The organism is Candidatus Accumulibacter phosphatis, from assembly GCF_012939955.1.
GTDB lineage: Bacteria > Pseudomonadota > Gammaproteobacteria > Burkholderiales > Rhodocyclaceae > Accumulibacter > Accumulibacter delftensis.
The window spans coordinates 43,422-62,781 of the sequence record NZ_SPMY01000006.1 but is presented as its reverse complement, the minus strand read 5'-3'; the positions used below and the strand labels follow the sequence as shown (position 1 = coordinate 62,781).

At 59.9% G+C, this 19,360-nt stretch carries 16 protein-coding genes and 2 pseudogenes; 12 read left to right on the top strand and 6 right to left on the bottom strand.

What is annotated here, in order from left to right; translation table 11 throughout:
- Positions 1–63: 63 nt before the first annotated feature.
- The 6 genes from E4Q23_RS02265 to map form a co-directional block, all read right to left on the bottom strand.
- Entirely contained in the window at positions 64–1,209 is a 1,146-nt protein-coding gene (locus E4Q23_RS02265; RefSeq protein WP_169065123.1) for a nucleotidyltransferase domain-containing protein, read from the bottom strand.
- A complete protein-coding gene (locus E4Q23_RS02260) occupies positions 1,209–2,126 on the bottom strand; it encodes an HprK-related kinase A (RefSeq protein WP_169065122.1) in 918 nt (305 codons plus the stop codon). Before E4Q23_RS02260 ends, E4Q23_RS02265 begins: the two co-directional genes overlap by 1 nt.
- Positions 2,123–2,413 (bottom strand): HPr-rel-A system PqqD family peptide chaperone, encoded by a 291-nt coding sequence (locus tag E4Q23_RS02255; protein ID WP_169065121.1) that lies wholly within the window; start codon positions 2,411–2,413, stop codon positions 2,123–2,125. The genes E4Q23_RS02260 and E4Q23_RS02255 overlap by 4 nt, the downstream gene beginning before the upstream one ends.
- Before the next feature lie 598 nt (positions 2,414–3,011).
- A complete protein-coding gene (locus tag E4Q23_RS02250) occupies positions 3,012–3,377 on the bottom strand; it encodes a hypothetical protein (protein WP_169065120.1) in 366 nt (121 codons plus the stop codon).
- A 170-nt stretch (positions 3,378–3,547) separates the two neighbouring features.
- Entirely contained in the window at positions 3,548–6,154 is a 2,607-nt protein-coding gene (locus E4Q23_RS02245) for a [protein-PII] uridylyltransferase (RefSeq protein WP_169065119.1), read from the bottom strand.
- Between the two features lie 181 nt (positions 6,155–6,335).
- A complete protein-coding gene (gene map / locus E4Q23_RS02240) occupies positions 6,336–7,139 on the bottom strand; it encodes a type I methionyl aminopeptidase (RefSeq protein ID WP_169065118.1) in 804 nt (267 codons plus the stop codon).
- A 355-nt stretch (positions 7,140–7,494) separates the two neighbouring features.
- Between map and rpsB the strand changes: the two are divergent.
- The 12 genes and pseudogenes from rpsB (at position 7,495) to fabZ (ending at position 19,354) form a co-directional block, all read left to right on the top strand.
- Positions 7,495–8,239: pseudogene (gene rpsB / locus E4Q23_RS02235) on the top strand (30S ribosomal protein S2).
- A gap of 110 nt (positions 8,240–8,349) precedes the next feature.
- Entirely contained in the window at positions 8,350–9,243 is an 894-nt protein-coding gene (gene tsf / locus E4Q23_RS02230) for a translation elongation factor Ts (RefSeq protein WP_169065117.1), read from the top strand.
- A 41-nt stretch (positions 9,244–9,284) separates the two neighbouring features.
- Positions 9,285–10,007 carry a UMP kinase gene (gene pyrH, locus E4Q23_RS02225; protein ID WP_169065116.1) on the top strand — a complete coding sequence of 241 codons (723 nt, stop codon included), beginning with the start codon at positions 9,285–9,287 and terminating at the stop codon, positions 10,005–10,007.
- Between the two features lie 11 nt (positions 10,008–10,018).
- The gene (gene frr, locus E4Q23_RS02220; protein ID WP_169065115.1) at positions 10,019–10,579 is read left to right on the top strand and encodes a ribosome recycling factor; all 561 of its coding nucleotides are present in this window, start codon (positions 10,019–10,021) and stop codon (positions 10,577–10,579) included.
- A gap of 22 nt (positions 10,580–10,601) precedes the next feature.
- Complete coding sequence (uppS, locus tag E4Q23_RS02215; RefSeq protein WP_211203600.1) at positions 10,602–11,399, top strand: polyprenyl diphosphate synthase; 798 nt, start codon at positions 10,602–10,604, stop codon at positions 11,397–11,399.
- Positions 11,392–12,231: a phosphatidate cytidylyltransferase gene (locus E4Q23_RS02210; protein WP_169065114.1), complete on the top strand. Its 840-nt coding sequence runs from the start codon at positions 11,392–11,394 to the stop codon at positions 12,229–12,231. Before uppS ends, E4Q23_RS02210 begins: the two co-directional genes overlap by 8 nt.
- Positions 12,228–13,442: a 1-deoxy-D-xylulose-5-phosphate reductoisomerase gene (gene ispC / locus E4Q23_RS02205; RefSeq protein ID WP_291997966.1), complete on the top strand. Its 1,215-nt coding sequence runs from the start codon at positions 12,228–12,230 to the stop codon at positions 13,440–13,442. Before E4Q23_RS02210 ends, ispC begins: the two co-directional genes overlap by 4 nt.
- Positions 13,439–14,806, top strand: coding sequence for an RIP metalloprotease RseP (gene rseP, locus E4Q23_RS02200; protein WP_169065113.1), 1,368 nt, complete (start codon positions 13,439–13,441; stop codon positions 14,804–14,806). The genes ispC and rseP overlap by 4 nt, the downstream gene beginning before the upstream one ends.
- Before the next feature lie 4 nt (positions 14,807–14,810).
- Positions 14,811–17,094: pseudogene (gene bamA / locus E4Q23_RS02195) on the top strand (outer membrane protein assembly factor BamA).
- Between the two features lie 51 nt (positions 17,095–17,145).
- The gene (locus E4Q23_RS02190) at positions 17,146–17,628 is read left to right on the top strand and encodes an OmpH family outer membrane protein (protein WP_169065112.1); all 483 of its coding nucleotides are present in this window, start codon (positions 17,146–17,148) and stop codon (positions 17,626–17,628) included.
- A 206-nt stretch (positions 17,629–17,834) separates the two neighbouring features.
- Positions 17,835–18,899: a UDP-3-O-(3-hydroxymyristoyl)glucosamine N-acyltransferase gene (gene lpxD, locus E4Q23_RS02185; protein WP_169065111.1), complete on the top strand. Its 1,065-nt coding sequence runs from the start codon at positions 17,835–17,837 to the stop codon at positions 18,897–18,899.
- Positions 18,900–18,904: 5 nt separating this feature from the next.
- Positions 18,905–19,354: a 3-hydroxyacyl-ACP dehydratase FabZ gene (fabZ, locus tag E4Q23_RS02180; protein ID WP_169065177.1), complete on the top strand. Its 450-nt coding sequence runs from the start codon at positions 18,905–18,907 to the stop codon at positions 19,352–19,354.
- Positions 19,355–19,360 lie beyond the last annotated feature (6 nt).

The window sequence follows — 19,360 nt, the reverse complement described above, 5'->3', positions numbered from 1 at the left end:
ATAACTGTGTTTATTTACAGTATATCGTCCTATCCAGCCTTTGTTGCTGCCTGCTCTTTCCGGCTACTGCTGTTTGAGATCGAGCTGGGCCAGGTCGACCCGTTTGCGGAATCCGCGAAAGCGCAGCCAGGCCTTGTGCGACAGGTGCTTGATGAGCAGGCCGGGTGGCATTCGCAACCAATGGGCGCGCACATAAATCAGCCAGCGGGCCAGAGCCGCCAGGTGGGAAGGGTGATCCGGGTGTCCGGGCAGCAGGGCGAGGGGGATCAGACGATTCATCAGCTTGCGGATCGGCCAGGCAGGCGCCGCGTCTTCCAGTTCGTGCAGCACATCCGGGGGAATCGGTGTGCCAAAAAATTGATGCGCATGATGCAGTCCGTAGAACAGTGGGCGCTGGAAACCCAAGGCGCGTGCTCGTGGTACGAGGCTCGCCCAGAAGGCAGGCTCCTGACCATGGTGGCAAAGCAGATCATGGACATCGGCCAGATCCCGCAAGCGCAGACCCTCGTCGGGATCGCCCTCGAGAAACAGGTGCACCAGGGCGTGCAGTATCATGTCGGCAGGCGCAAGAACGCGCAGCCGCGGGTCGGCGAGCGTCCGGGCGGCCGCAAAAAGTGGTGCGGGAGCCGAGGCCAGATGGCTGGTCTTCGGTAAGAGCCGATGGTGGATGTCGATTTCAGTGCCTCGCTCACGGTGACGGAGCGGAGGAATCTCGTGCATCCAGACGCGGTAGTAGCGGTCGTCGTAGGGGTCGATTTCTGTCTTGAACCAGCCACGTTCGACCAGTCTTTCCTCGATCTCCCTGACCCGATCTTCAGGTACCAGAAGATCCACGTCGGCAAAGATTCGGCCCTGTGCGGGCGGCAGGTCGGCGAGAAGATAAGCGGTCCCTTTGAGCAGAATCAGCGGTGCATCGATTCCCTTGAGCGCCCAGAGCAAACGGTTTACTTCCCACGAGATCAGTGTTTTCCGATGCTTGATGACGTTGCGGGCGGCTCTCAAATGGGCTGCCACAGGTGGTGGGATGTCGCCAAGCAATCCTGCATGGTGCAGTGCGGATTCCAATCGTCCGAGCACCCGGGCGCGACGAGCCACGCGCAACAGCAATTCCCAGTCGGCGAGGGACAGAGCGGGCAGCGTTTCCGGCATTTTCAGGGCGTCGAGCAGGAGCTTCCGCGCCCGCAGCCTTTCGTTCGCAACCTTGGCCATCAGCGATCCATGCTGTTGCAAAGCTCGTCAAGCGCGGGAATAGCCTCGTTGAGATCGGAGTACACCAGCGAATAGCAATCACAGGCGTGAACCATGTCCGTAACCAGTCGAAAAGCTGTTTCGTCGAGCACGTCGTAGTTGAATGCGTTGGTCGCGACCATCAGGAAGGCCTGGCTCCTGGACATGGGTTCGAGCGTGAGCGGCGCGCCGGAAACCCAGCGCGGGAAGATCAGCCAGCGCGGCCGGGCTGGCTCCTGCGCGCGCCTGATGCTGTCCAGCGGCGGCCGTACATGCGCTACCGTACCTTTGCGGGTCGCCAGGAAAGATGGCCCGATGATCGCTTCAGGTCTGAATCTTCTGATAACGTCGATCGACTCGTTCTTCAGCGGGATCAGGCGCGGTATCGGGAGCAGCAGGCCATCTTCGGGCCGCACCAGGCCGAATTCGTCCGAGAGCAGGCGCCATCCGGAGTGGACGAGCGCAGTACAGAGGGTCGATTTGCCGTTACCGGGCGAGGCGGGGAACAGGATTGCCCGGCCATTACGCTCGACTGCCGCCGAATGCAGGAGCAGCAGATGATGCGCTCGCGTTGCCACGCACCAGTTGATTCCCCATTCGAGTGCTGGAAAGGCGTGTTCAACCGTATATGGCGCGAAAGGGAACTGCCCATCGACACCGAAACATGCCTGGCGGCGCAGCCAGCGACGTAGCCCGCGGGGAGCGCAGATCTGGACGTGGAAGTCACAGATTGCCGTGGTCTCCGGAAGGGGATAAGGTTCGTAAAGCTGGTGCGCGTGCGCGGCGAAGGAGTCCAGGTCGGAACGAAGCCGGAGGTTGAAGGGACCAAACTGCAGCGCGACCCCGTCGCCGGCCAACTGTTCACCGAATTCCCGGCGATTTAGGTCACCGACATTCATTGAGCGGTGCTGACATCGTCCGCGGACTCGACGAGGCCCAGTTCCTCAAGCCTCATGGTGGCAAATGCAAAATCGTCGGCGGCGAGTTCACCCAGGTCGACGCCGAGGGCAGCTTCGGTCCGCTCCTTCGCCGTGGCCGTCGACAGCGAGCCGTGCTCCAGGCACTTCAGGATCTGTGCGGTTGTCTCGTTGAAAACATGTGTTTCGGCGGAGGAAGGCTGATAGACGAGATAGACATCACCCCAGTCCTGCCAAATCAAACCGCGACCAGCTGCCATCAAGATCATCAGTTCTACCTGATCGGAGGGGAAAGTGGTACCCCCGAGGTCGCCTGAGCTACCCCGAATGTCTTGAGGCGAATTTTACTCCACAGCGAAGACTTCTGCGGATGTGCCGGCCAGGGATTACCTCATCCCTGCAGGGAGCTGGCACTTGCCGAGCTGAGAATCGCAACCGTCTTGTCGCTGAGGTGGCTTCCCGTGTCGCCACAATAGAACAGTCCGCCGCCGCCTGAGGCGGGGCCGCCTGCTGAGGTTACGGGCAGTACCGACGCTGGCTGCGTCAGCACCTTTGTGGAACCAGGCGTGGTTGGATAGTCGGGACAGACAGGGGGAAAATCTGCGTTGATGCAAACGTCCCCCGCGTCCGCTGGAGAAAATTTTCCATCCGCGGGAAGCTGCACCAGTCTGGCTCCTGTGCAAGAAGCCGCAGCCAGCGCCCCGCTGCGTAAAGTCAGAACCAATGGCGCGAAGGCTACCGCGCCGCGCACCAGGCGTCGACGCTTGTTCTCCGGGGCCGAAGCGGCACCTTGGATGACTGCTTCGGTAGTCGTGGGCGATAAATCCATCGACCCCTGCGAGTCGTCAATTGATTTATTAGTCTTCATCATGCTGCTCCCAAAGTTTTCTGAGCTTGGACCACACGCTGCAAATCCAGTATTCTTGTTTCGTCGTTGTCGGTAAGCATCTCGTCATCCTCTCCAGCAGCTCCGCCGGCGACTACCATCCGGTGAAGGCTGGCCCGCCGTTCCACGGCGATCACCATTCCAGAACCGACATCCACTTCCACCCGACCAGAATCATTGTAGCGTTCTCGGTCAGGACCGACCGCGAATTGCGTCACGGTTGCGCCAAGCTGGCAGCGAGCAATCGCTGCCGTGAGATCCTGCTTCCGATAGCCAAAAAAATAACCGTTCAGAAAACTATAAGCAAGCTTTATACCATGCGCTGTTAAAAAAGAGAATAAGCCCATAAATCATGCCATTGCCTGTTCGTCGCTTGGCGTCGATCGATCCTCGAAGGTTTCGGTGTAAAAAAAAACCGACACTTGAGCAGGCGTTTTCGCCGAGCGTTTTTTCTGATTCTCTTGTTACAGGGAGGTTTTGGAGATGCTCATCGTCGTCGCGCCCGCCAAGAAGGAAGTCAGAGTTTCAAACGTTCCAGCAACTCGGTTTCCAGCTTGATCCGGCGGGCAGTCATGCCGAGGTCGCCGCCGCTGATCAGAAAGGTATCCTCAATCCGTTCGCCGAGAGTGGAGATCTTTGCCGTATGTAGGTTAGCACCATGCGCGGCCAAAGTCATGGCGATGGTGTACAGCAGGCCGGGACGGTCGGCAGCGCTTACCGAAAGCACGTAGTGCAAGCCTTTCTCGTCGGGCTCGATGGTCACCAGCGGTTGTATCGGGAAGTGCTTGACCTGTCGCGAGATGCGTCCGCTGCCCGGGGCCTCCGGCGGGCCCGGGTGACTCAGCCGTTCTTCCAGTTCGTGTTCGATGAAGCTGATCATCGCGCGATCACTGCCGAGTTCGCCAACCTTGAGCAACATGAAGCTGTCCAGGGCGTAGCCGTGACGGGTGGTGTGAATCTTGGCGTCGACGATGGTGTAACCGGCGCGGGAAAAAAAACCGACCAGGCGCGCGAACAGATCGGGCTGATCCGGCGCGTAGATCATTACCTCCAGGCCCTCGCCCTGCGGGTTGATGCGCGCTTTGATGACTGCTTGTTCAACAACCGGCCGATAGTGCAGGGCACGCGTATGCCACGCGATCTCTTCTGCGGAATGGCGCAGGAAGTACACGGTGTCGAGTTGTTTCCACAGGCGTTCGTGTACCGCGTCGGGAAGGGCAAAATAGCGCAGCAGGCGCAAGGCCTCTTGTTGCCGTTCCTCGATCAGCCCCTGCCTGACGGGAACTTCACCACCGGCCAGGAGTGACCGGCAGGTGCTCCGGAACAACTGTTCGAGCAGTTGCCCCTTCCAGCTGTTCCAGACTTTCGGGCTGGTGCCGCGTATGTCGGCGACGGTGAATAGGTAGAGCGCTGCCAGGTGGCGTTCGTCCTTTACCGTCGCAGCGAATGCGCCGATCACTTCGGGGTCGCCAATGTCCTGCTTCTGGGCGACGGTCGACATCAGCAGATGCTGCTCGATCAGCCACACAATGAGCTCGCTATCGACGGCATCGAGGCTGTGATCTGCGCAGAACCTGGCGGCATCGACCGCGCCGAGCTGCGAGTGATCTCCCCCTCGTCCCTTGGCGATGTCGTGGAACAGGGCGGCGATGTAGAGCACCCAGGGACGGCGAAAGTCGCTCATCAATTCGCTACACAGCGGATACTCGTGGGTGAACTCATCGGCGAGAAAGCGTCGCAAGTTGCGCAGGACGCGCAGGATGTGCTGGTCTACGGTGTAAACATGGAACAGGTCGTGCTGCATCTGGCCGACAATCCTGCCGAAATTCGGTAGATAGCGGCCAAGTATGCCGAACTGATTCATGCGCCGGAGTTCATGCAGCACGCCGCGTCGCTGCTGCATGATTTCGAGAAAGCGCGCGCGATTGTCGGGATGGTTGCGGAACTCGTCGTCGATCAAGGTGCGCGCGTGCCACAGCGCGCGCAGGGTGCGTGCGGTCATGCCCTGCAGCGCGGGATGCTTCTGCATCAGCAGGAAGGCTTCGAGGATGGCGGCCGGTTCGCGGTCAAAGACCTCGTCATCGGTGATGTCGAGAAAATCGTGGGTAATCTCGAAGCGTTCGTTGATTGGCTCTGGTGCCTGGTCCGGCAGCGGTGATATGGCGGCACCGATATTCAGCAGCAAGATGGTGTTGATCTGGGTGACTTCTTTTGCCGTGCGATAGTACTGTTGCATCAGCAGTTCGCTGGCCCGCCGGGTCGCTGTCGCCTGGTAGCCCAGCTGCTCCGCGAGCGCCGTCTGGTAGTCGAAGAGGAGGCGATCTTCACGGCGGCCGACATGAACGTGCAGACGGGTACGCAACTGTTGCAGGAACTTGATGCTGCGCTGCAGCTGGGTTTCTTCTTCGTGAGTCAGAAAACCGTATTGCGCCAGCTCTGCCCAGGTAGAGCCGTAGCCTGCCGCGCTGGCAATCCAGAGGATGGTTTGCAGATCACGCAGTCCCCCCGGGCCTTCCTTGCAGTTCGGCTCCAGGCTGTAGGGCGTATCGTCGTAGCGCAGATGGCGTTCATCCTGTTCGCTGCGCTTGGCTTCGAAGAAAGCAAGCGGATCAAGGACCTGCTCGAGCGCGGCCGAGAACGCCTGGAACAGCTCGTCGCTGCCGATCAGCAGGCGCGCTTCGAGTAGCGCCGTCTGGATCGTGAGGTCGCTGGCAGCAGCCTGCGAGCACTCGTCGACGGTGCGCACGCTGGGAGCGACTTCCAGGCCAATGTCGTAGCAAAGGGTGACCGCCTGTTCCAGCTGCGTCGTCAGATCGCCGTCGGGCGGTGCGGGGAGAAGCAGCAGCAGGTCAACATCCGAGGCTGGATAGAGCTCGCCACGCCCGTAGCCACCGACCGCGAGCAAGGCCAGAGACGCCGGCAACTGCAGCGATCGCCACAGGTCGCAGAGAACTTCATCGATCAGGCAACAACGCTCGTGCAACAGGCGCGGCGCATCGCCGCTGGCCAGATAACGCTCGCGGATCGCCGCCTGGCCTTGTTGCAGATGTGAGCGGTACTGCGCGACCAGCGCCAGCGGGTCGACGGTGGCGGCGTCCACCGGCTTAATGTGAAAGTCGCGCATGCGACTCACCAACCTCCCTTCTCCCCCTGCGGGAGAAGGGTCGGGGGTGAGGCGGGGAATTCAGGGAGCATGCTCCCTGCCTGCCGAACGATTCCGGCGTGCAAGCCGGAATGCGCACTGCAAGTGAGAGGGGGGCGGTCATGACTTTCATGATCAGGGGTGTCTCGACATGTCATGACCGTTAGGCCCGGATTCCCGCGGGCGGTGGCCGCGTCCCCTCGGACACGGTAAGCACTTCGTAACCCGTTTCAGTGACCAGGATAGTGTGCTCCCATTGCGCAGACAGGCTGTGATCCTTGGTAACGATCGTCCAGCCATCGGCCATGGTCTTGATCGCCGCCTTGCCGGCATTGATCATTGGCTCGATGGTAAAGACCATTCCTGCCTGTAGTTGGAGGCCCGTGTGTGGGCGGCCATAGTGAACAACCTGCGGTTCTTCGTGGAACTTGGCGCCAATACCGTGACCACAGAACTCGCGGACCACCGAGTAGCCCGATTTCTCTGCCTGCTGTTGAATGGCATGGCCGATATCGCCGAGGTGCGCACCCGCGCGAACTTGCGCGATGCCCAGCCACAGGCATTCGAAAGTGATCTCGCACAGTCGCCGCGCTTGAACCGAGGTTTCTCCGATCTGAAACATGCGGCTACTGTCGCCGTGATAGCCGTCTTTGATGACCGTGACATCAAGATTGACGATATCGCCGTTCTTCAGTTGCCGATCGCCGGGAACGCCGTGGCAGACTTGGTGGTTCACCGAGGTGCACACCGACTTCGGGTAGGGTCGGTAGCCTGGTGGCGCGTAGTTGAGGGGCGCCGGAATGCTGCCCTGAACATCGACCATGTAGTCGTGGCAGAGGCGATCAAGCTCGCCGGTCGTGATTCCCGATCGCAGGTGTGGCGTGATGTAGTCGAGTACTTCGGCCGTGAGTCGGCCGGCGACACGCATCTTTTCTATTTCCACGGGGGTCTTGAGTGTAATGCTCATGCGTTCGGGTCGCCGCCAAGGGTAAGAGCGGCAAGGATAAAGGAAGCGACCGGCTTAGGCAATTTGCCGAGCGCACTCGGTGCGCCGCGAACATTCCCCGGGCGCGTCGGAGGCGCCGCTGGGGAAGGACCTGCGAAGTCATTTGAAATGCAGGGGCCCCTGATGGTACTATCGCCCGGTTTTGCTGGCTGCGGTCAGCAAAGCGGGAAGCTGCGCCGCTGGGGCGCAGCGGGTGTGCCGACGAGGCACGCCTCATTTCGCACATTCGCCTGTTCAAGGGTGCCTGCCAACATAACACGGCAGACTGTAGCTCGGCGGATGGTGGTCAAACCCTGAATATAGAGAGTAAAAACATATGTCTACAACGATGCGTCAGATGCTCGAGGCCGGCGTCCATTTCGGTCACCAGACACGTTTCTGGAATCCCAAAATGGCGCCTTATATTTTTGGTGCTCGCAGCAAGATTCATATCGTCAACCTGGAAAAAAACGCTTACCAAATACAACGAAGCCATGACCTTCGTGCGCAAGCTGTCTGCCAACAAAGGCAACATTCTGTTTGTCGGGACCAAGCGCCAGGCGCGCGAGATCATGGCCGAAGAAGCTTCGCGATGTGGCTCGCCGTACGTCGACCAGCGTTGGCTGGGCGGCATGTTGACCAACTTCAAGACGATCAAGCAGTCGATCAAGCGTCTCAAGGACATGGAAGGCATGGTCGAAGATGGTTCTCTTGAGCGCCTGGGCAAGAAAGAGGCGCTGATGACCACGCGCGAATTGGACAAGATGCTCAAGTCGATCGGTGGCATCAAGGACATGGTGACCTTGCCCGATGCGCTGTTCGTGATTGACGTGGGTTACCACAAGATCGCCATTACCGAGGCCAACAAGTTGGGTGTTCCGGTGGTGGCGGTTGTCGATACCAACCACTCGCCGGAAGGCGTTGACTACGTTATCCCGGGTAACGACGATTCTTCGCGCGCCATCCGTTTGTACGCGCGCGGTGTCGCCGATGCCGTTCTCGAGGGGCGTAGCCAGTTTGTCGAGGAAATCATCGAAGCGGTCTCTGGCGACGAGTTCATTGAAGAGGCCAGCGACGACTGATCGTCGCCTGCTGCGACCGTGCGGCGTGCTGTCGCCGTCGGTCTGTTTGTTCTGAATGTTCAGTGAGGCACGGCCGGCACTACCGGCCGTGTTCACAAGTGGAGAATGAAATGGCGGAAATTACCGCAAGCATGGTTAAAGAGTTGCGCGAGAGAACCGACGCGCCGATGATGGAGTGCAAACGGGCGCTGACCGAGGCTGCTGGCGACCTGAGCAAGGCTGAAGAAGTCCTGCGCGTCAAGCTTGGTTCGAAAGCGAGCAAGGCGGCAAGTCGTATTACCGCCGAGGGTGTGGTGGCGATCCATCTATCAGCTGACGGCAAAGTGGGCGCGCTGGTCGAAGTCAACTCCGAGACCGACTTCGTTGCCAAGAACGATGACTTTCTGAAGCTGGCCAGTGATTGTGCGGCGCTGGTCGCCAGCCATGATCCAGCCGACGTGGCTGCCTTGTCGGCCCTGCCGATGGGTGACGGGACCGTTGAATCGACGCGTACCGCATTGGTGGGCAAGATCGGTGAAAACATGTCGATTCGGCGTTTCGTGCGCATGCCAGCCACAGGCCAGCTCGCTTCGTATGTTCATGGCGGTGCCAAGATCGGCGTCCTGCTTGACTACGTGGGTGGTGACGAGCAGCTGGGCAAGGATCTGGCGATGCAAATCGCCGCCGGGAAGCCGAAAGCGCTGGATTCGACGGGCGTTGCCGCCGATCTGATCGAGAGCGAGCGGCGCGTTGCCATCGAGAAGGCGAAAGAGGCCGGCAAGCCGGAAGCGATGCTGGAAAAGATCGCCGAGGGCTCGGTGCAGAAATTCCTCAATGAGGTGACCCTGCTTGGCCAGGTCTTCGTCAAGGCCGAAGACGGCAAGCAGACGATTGCGCAATTGCTCAAGGCCAAAGCGGCGTCGGTTGCCGGCTTCACGCTGTTTGTGGTTGGCGAAGGCATTGCCAAGAAAAGCAACGACTTCGCGGCCGAAGTGGCTGCTCAGGCTGCCGCTGCACAGAAGTAAACGACGACCCGTACCCAGACCGACCAAGGAGCCAGACGACGATGTCCGACAACTCGCCGAAATACAAGCGCATCCTGCTCAAACTCTCCGGTGAGGCCCTCATGGGGTCCGATGCATACGGCATCAACCGGCAGACGATTGCGGGAATCGTTGCCGAAATAAAGGGCATTGTCGACATGGGCGTCCAGGTCGGTGTGGTGATCGGCGGTGGCAACATCTTTCGTGGTGTTGCACCCGCCGCGTCCGGCATGGACCGGGCGCAGGCAGACTACATGGGAATGCTGGCGACGGTGATGAATGGCCTGGCCTTGCACGACGCCATGCGTTCGGCCGGAATGGTCTCGCGCGTCCAGTCGGCGCTGAACATCGAGCAGGTGGTCGAGCCGTACATTCGTGCCAAGGCCATTCGCTATCTGGAACAGGGTCGAACGGTGATTTTCTCTGGCGGTACCGGCAATCCTTTCTTCACTACCGATACGGCAGCCGCTCTGCGTGGCGCCGAAATCGGCGCTGAAATCGTCCTCAAGGCGACCAAGGTCGATGGTATCTACTCGGCCGATCCGAAGAAGGATCCGCTGGCCATCCGCTATGACCGGATCAGCTTCGACGAGGCGATCGCCCAGAGCCTGGCGGTGATGGATGCCACGGCTTTCGCACTTTGCCGAGACCAGAAGTTGCCGATCAACGTCTTCTCGATTTTCAAGAAGGACGCTTTGCGGCGGGTTACGATGGGCGAGCACGAAGGCACCCTGGTGTATTGCTGAAGGAGACCAAGATGTCCATAGCAGATGTAAAGAAGACGACAGAAGCGAAAATGCACAAGTCCCTGGAGGCGCTGCGCAGCGACCTCGCCAAGGTACGCACCGGACGCGCTCACATCGGTCTGCTCGACCATGTGCAGGTCGAATACTACGGCTCGCTGGTGCCGATCAACACCGTCGCCAACGTGACCTTGATTGATGCCCGTGCGCTCGGAGTTCAGGCTTGGGAAAAGGGGATGGCGGCAAAGGTCGAGAAGGCCATTCGCGACTGCGACCTGGGGCTCAATCCGTCGTCGCAAGGCGATCTGATCCGCGTGCCGATGCCGATGCTGACCGAGGCGCGCCGCCGCGATCTGATCAAGGTTGTGAAGGCCGAGGCCGAAGGTGCCAAGGTCGCTGTCCGCAATTTGCGGCGGGACGCCATGGCGACGCTGAAAGAGATGCTCAGGAACAAGGACTGCTCCGAGGATGAGGAGCACCGCGCCCAGGACGACATTCAGAAGCTCACTGACCGCCACGTGGCGGAAATCGATCAGCAACTCAGCCACAAGGAAACCGAGTTGATGGCTATCTAGGGCTTTCGGAGCAGTTATAGAAATGGCTCTTTTCGCCAGTTCCACTCGCGACGTTCCGGTGACGTCGGTGGTGCCTCGGCACGTGGCGATCATCATGGACGGCAATGGTCGCTGGGCCAGGAAGCGCTTGTTGCCGCGCTTTGCGGGCCATCATCGCGGCGTCGAAACGGTGCGTGCCACGGTCAAGACCTGTCTTGAGCGGGGTATCGAGTTCCTGACGATTTTTGCGTTCAGTTCCGAGAACTGGCGTCGTCCGCAGGAGGAAGTTTCCCTTTTGATGCAACTCTTCGTAAAGGCATTGAAGGATGAAGTCAGCAAGCTGCATCGTAACGGTGTTCGCCTGCGGGTGGTAGGCGATTTGTCGCGCTTTGAGCCGGAGCTGCAGGCGCTGATCCGCAGTTCCGAGGAGCGCACCGCCGACAACAAGCGCCTGATCCTGACGGTGGCCGCGAACTACGGCGGGCGCTGGGATATTCTTCAGGCAGTCAACCGCATGTTGCTTAGCGAGCCGGGAAAGAACGGCGAGTGGACCGAGAGCGACATGGCGCCGCATCTGGCGATGAGCTACGCGCCAGAGCCTGACCTGTTCATCCGCACCGGCGGTGAGCAACGGATCAGCAATTTCCTGCTCTGGCAGCTGGCGTATTCCGAATTCTATTTCACTGACCTGCTTTGGCCGGAATTTGATGCGACGGCTTTCGATGCCGCGCTGGCCTCTTTTCAGCAGCGCGAACGCCGCTTCGGACGAACCAGCGAGCAGCTGCTTGGCGATTCTCCTGCGACCACCGCGGCAGCGACGAGCCGGCGCATAGATGCTTAGGACGCGGGTAATCACCGCGGCCTTCCTGTTTGCCGCTTTCTTTGCCGCCCTTTTCTACCTGCCGCCCGCGGGTTGGCTGGTCTTCGTCACGGCGATAGCCGCCGTCGCCGCCTGGGAGTGGGGGGCGTTGATGCGCCTTGCTGCTGTGGCACGGATCGCGCTCGGGGTTCTCGCCGTCGCGCTGTGTGCCTTGCTGAGTGCCGTCGAACCGGCGGCTGTTGGGCTTGGCACGGGTTTTTCTCAGCCGGCAGCGTGGCGTCTGGGTGCTTTCCTCTATTTGCCGGCGGCCGCTTTCTGGCTGCTCGCGGTGCCCATCTGGCTTCGTCAACGCTGGCCTTTGTCGAACGCGGTGTTTGGCCTGCTCACCGGCTTGCTCTTGATCCTGCCAACCTGGTTGGCCCTGGTACAGCTACGGCAAGCGGGCCCTCTCGCCCTGCTGGCGATTATGGCCGTCGTCTGGCTGGCGGACATTGCTGCCTATTTCGCCGGCCGCCGCTTCGGGAAACACAAGCTGGCCGCCAATATCAGCCCGGGAAAAACCTGGGAGGGGGCGATCGGGGGGGGCATCGCCGTCCTCGCCTACGGTTTTCTGTTGTCATCGAAACTGCCTGTGGTGCTGGCCGAGAAGCCTTTGCTGCTGCTCCTGGTGTTGATCGCCCTGACCTCGATCAGCGTCGTCGGCGATCTCTTCGAGTCGCTGCTCAAACGCCAGGCGGGGCTGAAGGATAGCAGCAATGTGTTGCCAGGCCATGGTGGAGTTCTCGATCGTATCGACAGTCTCACCTCGACACTGCCGCTGGTGGCACTCGTTTGGCTGTTGAGCTTCTCGTGAGGGCTGGCAGCGCTGGCAGCACCGTGCAAAACCTGACCATCCTCGGGTCGACCGGGTCGATCGGGGCCAATACTCTGGACGTCATTCGCCGCCATCGGCAAAGCTATCGACTGGTGGCTCTGTGTGCGCATCGGCAGATCGATCGCCTGTTCGAGCAGTGCCTCGAGTTTCAGCCGCGCCATGCGGTGGTCGGCGAAGCGGCGCTGGCGACTGAACTGGCGGCACGCTTGCTCGCCGTCGGCTGCCAGACCGAGGTTAGCTACGGTCCTGATGCGCTGCTGCGCATGGCGGCCCTGCCGGAAGTTGATACCGTCATGGCCGCCATTGTCGGTGCGGCTGGCTTGCCGCCGACCTTGGCAGCGGCCGTCGCCGGCAAGAAGATCCTGCTCGCCAACAAGGAGGCTCTGGTCATGGCCGGCGCGGTCTTCATGCGCGCTGTTCGCCAGAGTGCTTCCATCCTGTTGCCGATCGATAGCGAACATAATGCGATCTTTCAGTCCTTGCCGAGTGGTTATACGGGTGATATCGACGACGGCGGGGTGCTCGGCCTGTATCTCACCGCCTCGGGTGGTCCGTTTCGCCTGACGGCGCTTGCTGACCTCGCTGCGGTCACTCCGGAGCAGGCTTGTGCGCATCCGAACTGGGTGATGGGACGAAAGATTTCGGTCGATTCGGCGACGATGATGAACAAGGGTCTGGAGGTGATCGAGGCGCATTGGCTGTTCAACGTCCCGGCCGAGCGCATCGAAGTGGTGATCCATCCGGAAAGCATCATCCATTCGCTGGTTCAATACGCTGACGGCTCGGTGATCGCCGAACTTGGCAATCCGGACATGCGCACTCCAATCGCGCATGCGCTGGCTTACCCGCGGCGCATGACTGCGGGCGTCGAGCCTCTGGATCTGTTCAAGGTCGCGTCGCTGCATTTCGAGCGCCCGGATCTGGAGCGTTTTCCCTGCCTTGCCCTGGCCTATCGTGCGCTCAAGGAAGGCGGCTGCGCGCCAACGACCTTGAATGCCGCCAACGAAATAGCGGTCGAAGCTTTTCTTGACGGGCGGATCGGCTTTACAGCGATTCCCCGAGTCATTGCTGGCGCCATGGACCAGCTACCGGTAACCCGGGTGCCAGGCTCGCTGGCCGAAGTTCTTGCCGCCGATCGCATGGCGCGCGCCGCCGCCGAGCAATTCGTCGTCACCCTGGGCCGACCATGAGCAGTTTTCTGTACTACCTGGCGGCATTCGCTCTGGCCCTCGGAATTTTGGTCGTGGTGCATGAGTTCGGCCACTATCTGGCCGCGCGTTGGGTGGGGGTCAAAGTGCTGCGTTTCTCAGTCGGTTTCGGCCGGCCGCTGTGGGCGAAGCGCTTGGGGGCGGACGGCACCGAGTGGGCCATTGCGGCTTTCCCCTTGGGCGGTTATGTCAAGATGGTCGACGAGCGCGAAGGCGATGTTGCTGTCGAAGACTTGCCGCGCAGCTTCAATCGGCAGCCGGTGCTGTCGCGAATTCTCATTGTTGCCGCGGGCCCGGCCGCCAACTTTCTGCTCGCTATCGTGCTCTATTGGGGACTCTTCTGGCACGGTACCGAGGAGTTCAAGCCGCTGCTGTCTGCACCGGTTGCGGCCAGCGCCGCCGCTGCGGCCGGCCTGGAAGACGGTGAGTTGGTGCTCAAGGTGGCTGGTGAAAAAGTTCAGACCTGGCAGGAGATGCGCTGGCTGCTGCTGCAGCGGGCGGTCGATCAGGATCTCATCGACCTCGAGGTGATCAATGCGCGCCACGAGATCAGCCTCCGTCGCCTCGATGTCTCGCCTGTCCGTCAGTCGGGCTGGGAGGGGGACGCCTTGGGACGGCTTGGCCTGGGCCTCTTCCGCCCAGAACTGCCGGCGGTGTTCGGGACGGTCAGTGGTAACAGCGCTGCGGCCGACGCTGGGTTACTTTCGGGAGACGAGGTGCTGGCCGTCGATGGGCAGGCGATCGGCAACTGGTCGGACTTCGTGCACATCGTTCGCGGCTCGCCTGGCAAGCCGCTTAGTCTGGACTTGCTGCGCAATGGGCAGCAGATTACGGTCACGGTGACGCCGGCTTCGGTCGATGAGCAGGGGCAGGAGGTCGGGCGCATTGGCGTCGCAGTGAGTGATGGCGATCGGTCGCGAGCCGAGTTGATGGTCACCGTTAGCTATGGCCCCCTGGCGGCACTGAGCAAGGCGGTTGGGGAAACCTGGGACAAGTCGACCTTCACCCTGCTGATGATCGGCAAGATGATCACCGGTGACGTGTCGTGGCGAAATATCAGTGGGCCGGTGACCATTGCCGACTACGCTGGCCGATCGGCGAGGCTGGGAGTGGACTATTACATCAAGTTCCTGGCGCTGGTCAGCATCAGCCTCGGTGTCTTGAATCTGTTGCCGATCCCGATTCTGGACGGGGGGCATTTGCTGTATTATCTCGTCGAAATCATCAAGCGTGGGCCAGTTTCCGAGCGCAGCATCGAAATCGGTCAGAAGATCGGTATGGCACTCCTGTTCATGCTGATGGCTTTCGCTTTCTACAACGATATCAATCGACTGTTTTCCGGCTGAGTTCATGAACAAATCGCTGCTCACAGGTCTGCTGGCCACCCTTTTTGCTGCTGGCGCCATGGCCATGGAACCGTTTACGGTCGCGGACATTCGTGTCGAAGGCATCCAACGCGTCGAAGCCGGGACGGTGTTCAGTTACCTGCCGGTCAAAGTTGGCGAAACGATGGATGACGAGAAGGCGGCACAGGTCATCAAGACCTTGTTCGCCACCGGCTTCTTCGAGGATGTGCGCGTTGAAATAAATGGCGACGTGCTGATCGTCGTCGTCCACGAGCGACCGGCGATTGCACAGATCGACTTTGTCGGGCTGAAGGAGTTCGACAAGGAACAGTTGCTCAAGGGCCTCAAGGAGGTCGGGATTGCCGTCTCGCGCACCTTCGACCGAGCCACGCTCGATAAAGCCGAGCAGGAACTGAAACGCCAGTATCTGTCGCGTGGCAGGTATGCGGTGACCATCACCACCACCATCACACCGCTGGATCGTAATCGTGTGGCGATCAACTTCAACGTCGACGAAGGTGACACTGCCAAGATCAGGGAGATCAACATTGTCGGTGCCCATGCCGTCAAGGAGAAGGACCTGCTGAGCGTGATGGAGCTGAAAACGCCAAACTGGGTCAGTTGGTACACCAAGAGTGACCAATACTCGAAACAGAAGCTGGCAGCAGATCTCGAAACGCTGCGTTCCTACTACCTGGATCGTGGCTTTCTGGAGTTCAACATCGAATCGACGCAGGTTTCGATCAGTCCCGACAAGAAGGACATCTACCTCACGATCAGCATCAAGGAAGGCGAGCCTTATCTTGTTTCCTCGGTGAAGCTCGCTGGCGATCTGATCTTGCCGGAAGAAGTGTTCAGGGAATCGGTCAAGATCAAGCCGGGCCACGTTTTCTCACGCAAAATACTTAACGAAAGTACGAAATCGATTGCCGACAAACTCGGCGCTGAAGGCTACGCGTTTGCCAACGTCAACGCTGCGCCAGAACTCGACCAGGAAAAGCATCTGGTGGCGTTCACCATTTTCGTCGATCCCGGGAAGCGTGCCTACGTCCGGCGGATCAACATCACCGGCAACACCAAAACGCGCGACGAGGTGATTCGTCAGGAAGTGCGTCAGATGGAGGGGGCCTGGTACGACGCGAACCGGGTCGTGAAATCACGTGAAAGAATCGACCGGACCGGCTACTTTGGCGAAGTCAACGTCGAGACGCCGCCAGTGCCCGGGACCATTGACCAGGTTGATGTCAGCATCAACGTGGCCGAGAAGTCGACCGGCAATATCTCACTCGGCGCCGGTTACTCGAGTTCGGAGAAGGTCATCCTTTCAGGTTCGATATCGCAGTCGAACATTTTTGGTAGCGGCAAGTACCTGGCTTTGCAGTTGAATACGGGCAAGTTGAACCGTACTCTGGGGATCAACTATACCAATCCATACTTTACCGTTGACGGTATCAGTCAGGGCTTCGATCTCTACTATCGCACGCTCAACCCGACTTCTCTCGGCTACGCGTTCCAGTCCACGTCCTACGGTGGTGGGATCCGCTTTGGCTACCCGCTCACGGAGGTGGACTCGCTTACCTTCGGTTTGGCGATAGATCAAACCAATATCGACATAACGCCGGTTACCTTGGCAACGCCAATCCAGTATATCCAGTTCCAGGCGCAGCACGGCGACTCCAATCTTACCCTGCCGACGACCTTGGGCTGGGCTCGTGACACGCGGGACAGCGCTATCTATCCGACCAAAGGTGGAACCCAGCGAGCCGGAGTGGAGGTGGCGATTCCCGGCGCCGACCTGACTTTTTATCGGGCGACCTATCAGAATCAACACTACTTTGAACTCGTCAAGGACCTTGTGCTGATGCTCAATGTCGACCTTGGCTACGGGGACGGTTTGTCGGGGCAGACCTTGCCTTTCTACAAGAATTTCTATGCTGGTGGTGTAGGTTCGGTACGTGGCTACGATACAGCCAGCCTCGGCCCGGTAGATCCGCTATATCCGGATACACGCCTCGGCGGCACGCGCAAGGCAGTGTTCAATTCCGAGATTCTGATGCCGTTTCCGGGCGTCGACAAGTCCTTCCGCTTCGGTCCTTTTTTTTGATGCCGGCAATGTTTTCACCGATAACTATACCTATGCCGAAGAGGGCTTGCGGACCTCGGTCGGCCTCGCTGCGGCGTGGATTTCGCCTCTGGGGCCGCTGAAATTCAGCTACGGTCAGCCGATCAACGAGCAAAGTAATGATAAACTCCAGAAGTTCCAATTCCAGTTTGGAACGACTTTCTAACCCAGGAGAACAAGCTTGAAGAAGACGATTGCCAGACTGCTGGTTGCGTTGATGGCCTCGCTGCCGGTGTCCTATGCGTCGGCGGTGGATCAACTCAAAGTGGGGTACGTGAATACCCAGCGTCTTTTCCGCGACGCTCCCGCTGCCGTGCGCGCGGCGAAGAAGATCGAGCAGGAGTTCTCCAAGCGCGACCAGGATTTACAGCGTCTGGCGAAGCAGGTGCAGGGCTTGCAGGAAGCGCTGGAGAAAAATGGTGTGACCATGGCCGAGCCCGAGCGCCGTACCAAGGAGAAGGATCTTGGTGAGTTGTCGCGAGAGTTTCAACGCAAGCAACGCGAGTTCCGTGAGGATCTGAACCTGCGCCAGAACGAAGAGAACGCGGCAATCATCGAAAAGGCCAACAAGGCGATCAAGCAGCTTGCTGAAAATGAGAAGTACGACCTGATCGTTCAGGATGTGGTCTGGGTCAGCCCGAAACTTGATATCACTGACAAGGTGATCCAGGCCTTGTCCGATCCCCGGGACGGAAAATAAGCCTTAATGTGAATGTCGCGTACGCGACTCACGAATCACCCTTCGTCCCTGCGGGACAAGGGCCGGGGGTGAGGCGGGGAATTCAGCGAGCATGCTCGCTGCCCGTCGAACGATTCCGGCGTGCAAGCCGGAATGCGCGCTGCAAGTGGAGGGGACGGTCATGACTTTCATGATCTGGGGTGCGATCTGGGGTGTCTCGACATGTCATGACCGTTAGCTCACCAGGCAACGGAGTGGAGGTGTCAAGGGGGCTACGGCTAGACGAGATCGTCGCCGCTCTCGGCGGGGTGCTTGAAGGCGACGGGTCGGTGCTTGTCTCGCAGGTCGCCAGCCTCCTTTCGGCCGGCGAAGGGCGCATCGCCTTTCTCGCCAGTTCCAAATACCGGCAGCAACTGAAAACAACGCGGGCGACGGCGGTCATTGTGCCGCCGCAGTTTTCAGCCGAGACCTCACTGCCGCGAATCGTGCACCCCAATGCCTACGCCTACTATGCGCGTGTGGTTGCCTTGCTCAATCCGCTCCGGCAACGTCGGCCCGGCATCCATCACGGCGCAGTGGTCAAGTCGGAATTGCGACCATCGGTGAGTGTTGGCGAGAATGCCGTCATCGGCGAGCGCGTGCACATGGGTGAGAATGTCACCCTCTACCCGGGCTGTGTGATCGGTGATGACGTCGTGATTGGCGACGATTGCGTGCTCTACCCGAATGTCGTGGTCTATGACGGCTGCGTGATCGGCAGGCGGGCGATTATCCACGCCGGTGCGGTTCTCGGTGGCGACGGCTTTGGCTTTGCCAAGGACGGTGAGCGGTGGGTCAAGATCCCGCAAATCGGTCGGGTGGTGATTGGCGATGATGTCGAAGTCGGAGTGAATACGTCAATCGACCGAGGCGCACTGGACGACACGGTGATTGGCAATGGCGTCAAACTCGACAATCAGATTCAGATTGGTCACAACGTCAGTATTGGTGAGCATGCGGCGATGGCCGGCTGTGTCGGGATCGCCGGCAGTACCCGCATCGGCCGTCGCTGTACCGTTGGCGGCGCCGGCATGATCATCGGTCACCTGGAACTCGCCGACGACGTGCATATCTCGGCGGGCAGTATGGTGACCAAGAGCCTGCCCAGAGCCGGGCAATACACCAGCATCTTTCCGCTCGAAGGGCACCAGGAGTGGTTGCACAATGCGGCACAGATCAAGCGTCTGGCGAGACTCGCCGAGCGGGTCGCCGAACTTGAAAAGAAACTCGAACAAAGGGAGAACACGACTTGAACGCAATGAGTATCCACGAAATCCTCGAACATCTGCCGCACCGCTATCCCTTTCTCCTGGTCGACCGGGTGCTCGATTTCGAACTCGGCAAGTCCATCCATGCCTACAAGAACGTGACCGTCAATGAACCATTTTTCGTGGGTCACTTTCCGCATCACCCGGTGATGCCGGGGGTATTGATCATGGAGGCTCTGGCGCAGGCGGCCGGCATCCTGTCTTTCAAGACCATGGGCGCCAAGCCCGACGCGAATTCCGTTTTCTATTTCGTCGGCATCGACGGCGCGCGCTTCAAGAAGCCGGTGACAGCGGGCGACCAGTTGCACTTGCACGTACAGATCCTGCGCCAGATGCGCGGCATCTGGAAATACAAGGCGGAAGCACGCGTCGACGGCGACATCGTCGCCGAGGCCGAACTGATGTGCGCCAAGCGCGATGTCGGCGGAGCCGGGGTGTGACAGGTG

Bases quoted from the DNA above. Each gene is read 5' to 3' on its own strand.
- frr (WP_169065115.1), top strand. From the start codon at position 10,019: ATGTCCATAGCAGATGTAAAGAAGACGACAGAAGCGAAAATGCACAAG.
- uppS (WP_211203600.1), top strand. From the start codon at position 10,602: ATGGCTCTTTTCGCCAGTTCCACTCGCGACGTTCCGGTGACGTCGGTG.
- E4Q23_RS02250 (WP_169065120.1), bottom strand. From the start codon at position 3,377: ATGGGCTTATTCTCTTTTTTAACAGCGCATGGTATAAAGCTTGCTTAT.
- E4Q23_RS02210 (WP_169065114.1), top strand. From the start codon at position 11,392: ATGCTTAGGACGCGGGTAATCACCGCGGCCTTCCTGTTTGCCGCTTTC.
- E4Q23_RS02255 (WP_169065121.1), bottom strand. From the start codon at position 2,413: ATGATCTTGATGGCAGCTGGTCGCGGTTTGATTTGGCAGGACTGGGGT.
- rseP (WP_169065113.1), top strand. From the start codon at position 13,439: ATGAGCAGTTTTCTGTACTACCTGGCGGCATTCGCTCTGGCCCTCGGA.
- map (WP_169065118.1), bottom strand. From the start codon at position 7,139: ATGAGCATTACACTCAAGACCCCCGTGGAAATAGAAAAGATGCGTGTC.
- fabZ (WP_169065177.1), top strand. From the start codon at position 18,905: ATGAGTATCCACGAAATCCTCGAACATCTGCCGCACCGCTATCCCTTT.
- lpxD (WP_169065111.1), top strand. From the start codon at position 17,835: ATGACCGTTAGCTCACCAGGCAACGGAGTGGAGGTGTCAAGGGGGCTA.
- E4Q23_RS02265 (WP_169065123.1), bottom strand. From the start codon at position 1,209: ATGGCCAAGGTTGCGAACGAAAGGCTGCGGGCGCGGAAGCTCCTGCTC.
- E4Q23_RS02260 (WP_169065122.1), bottom strand. From the start codon at position 2,126: ATGAATGTCGGTGACCTAAATCGCCGGGAATTCGGTGAACAGTTGGCC.
- pyrH (WP_169065116.1), top strand. From the start codon at position 9,285: ATGTCCGACAACTCGCCGAAATACAAGCGCATCCTGCTCAAACTCTCC.
- E4Q23_RS02190 (WP_169065112.1), top strand. From the start codon at position 17,146: ATGGCCTCGCTGCCGGTGTCCTATGCGTCGGCGGTGGATCAACTCAAA.
- E4Q23_RS02245 (WP_169065119.1), bottom strand. From the start codon at position 6,154: ATGCGCGACTTTCACATTAAGCCGGTGGACGCCGCCACCGTCGACCCG.
- tsf (WP_169065117.1), top strand. From the start codon at position 8,350: ATGGCGGAAATTACCGCAAGCATGGTTAAAGAGTTGCGCGAGAGAACC.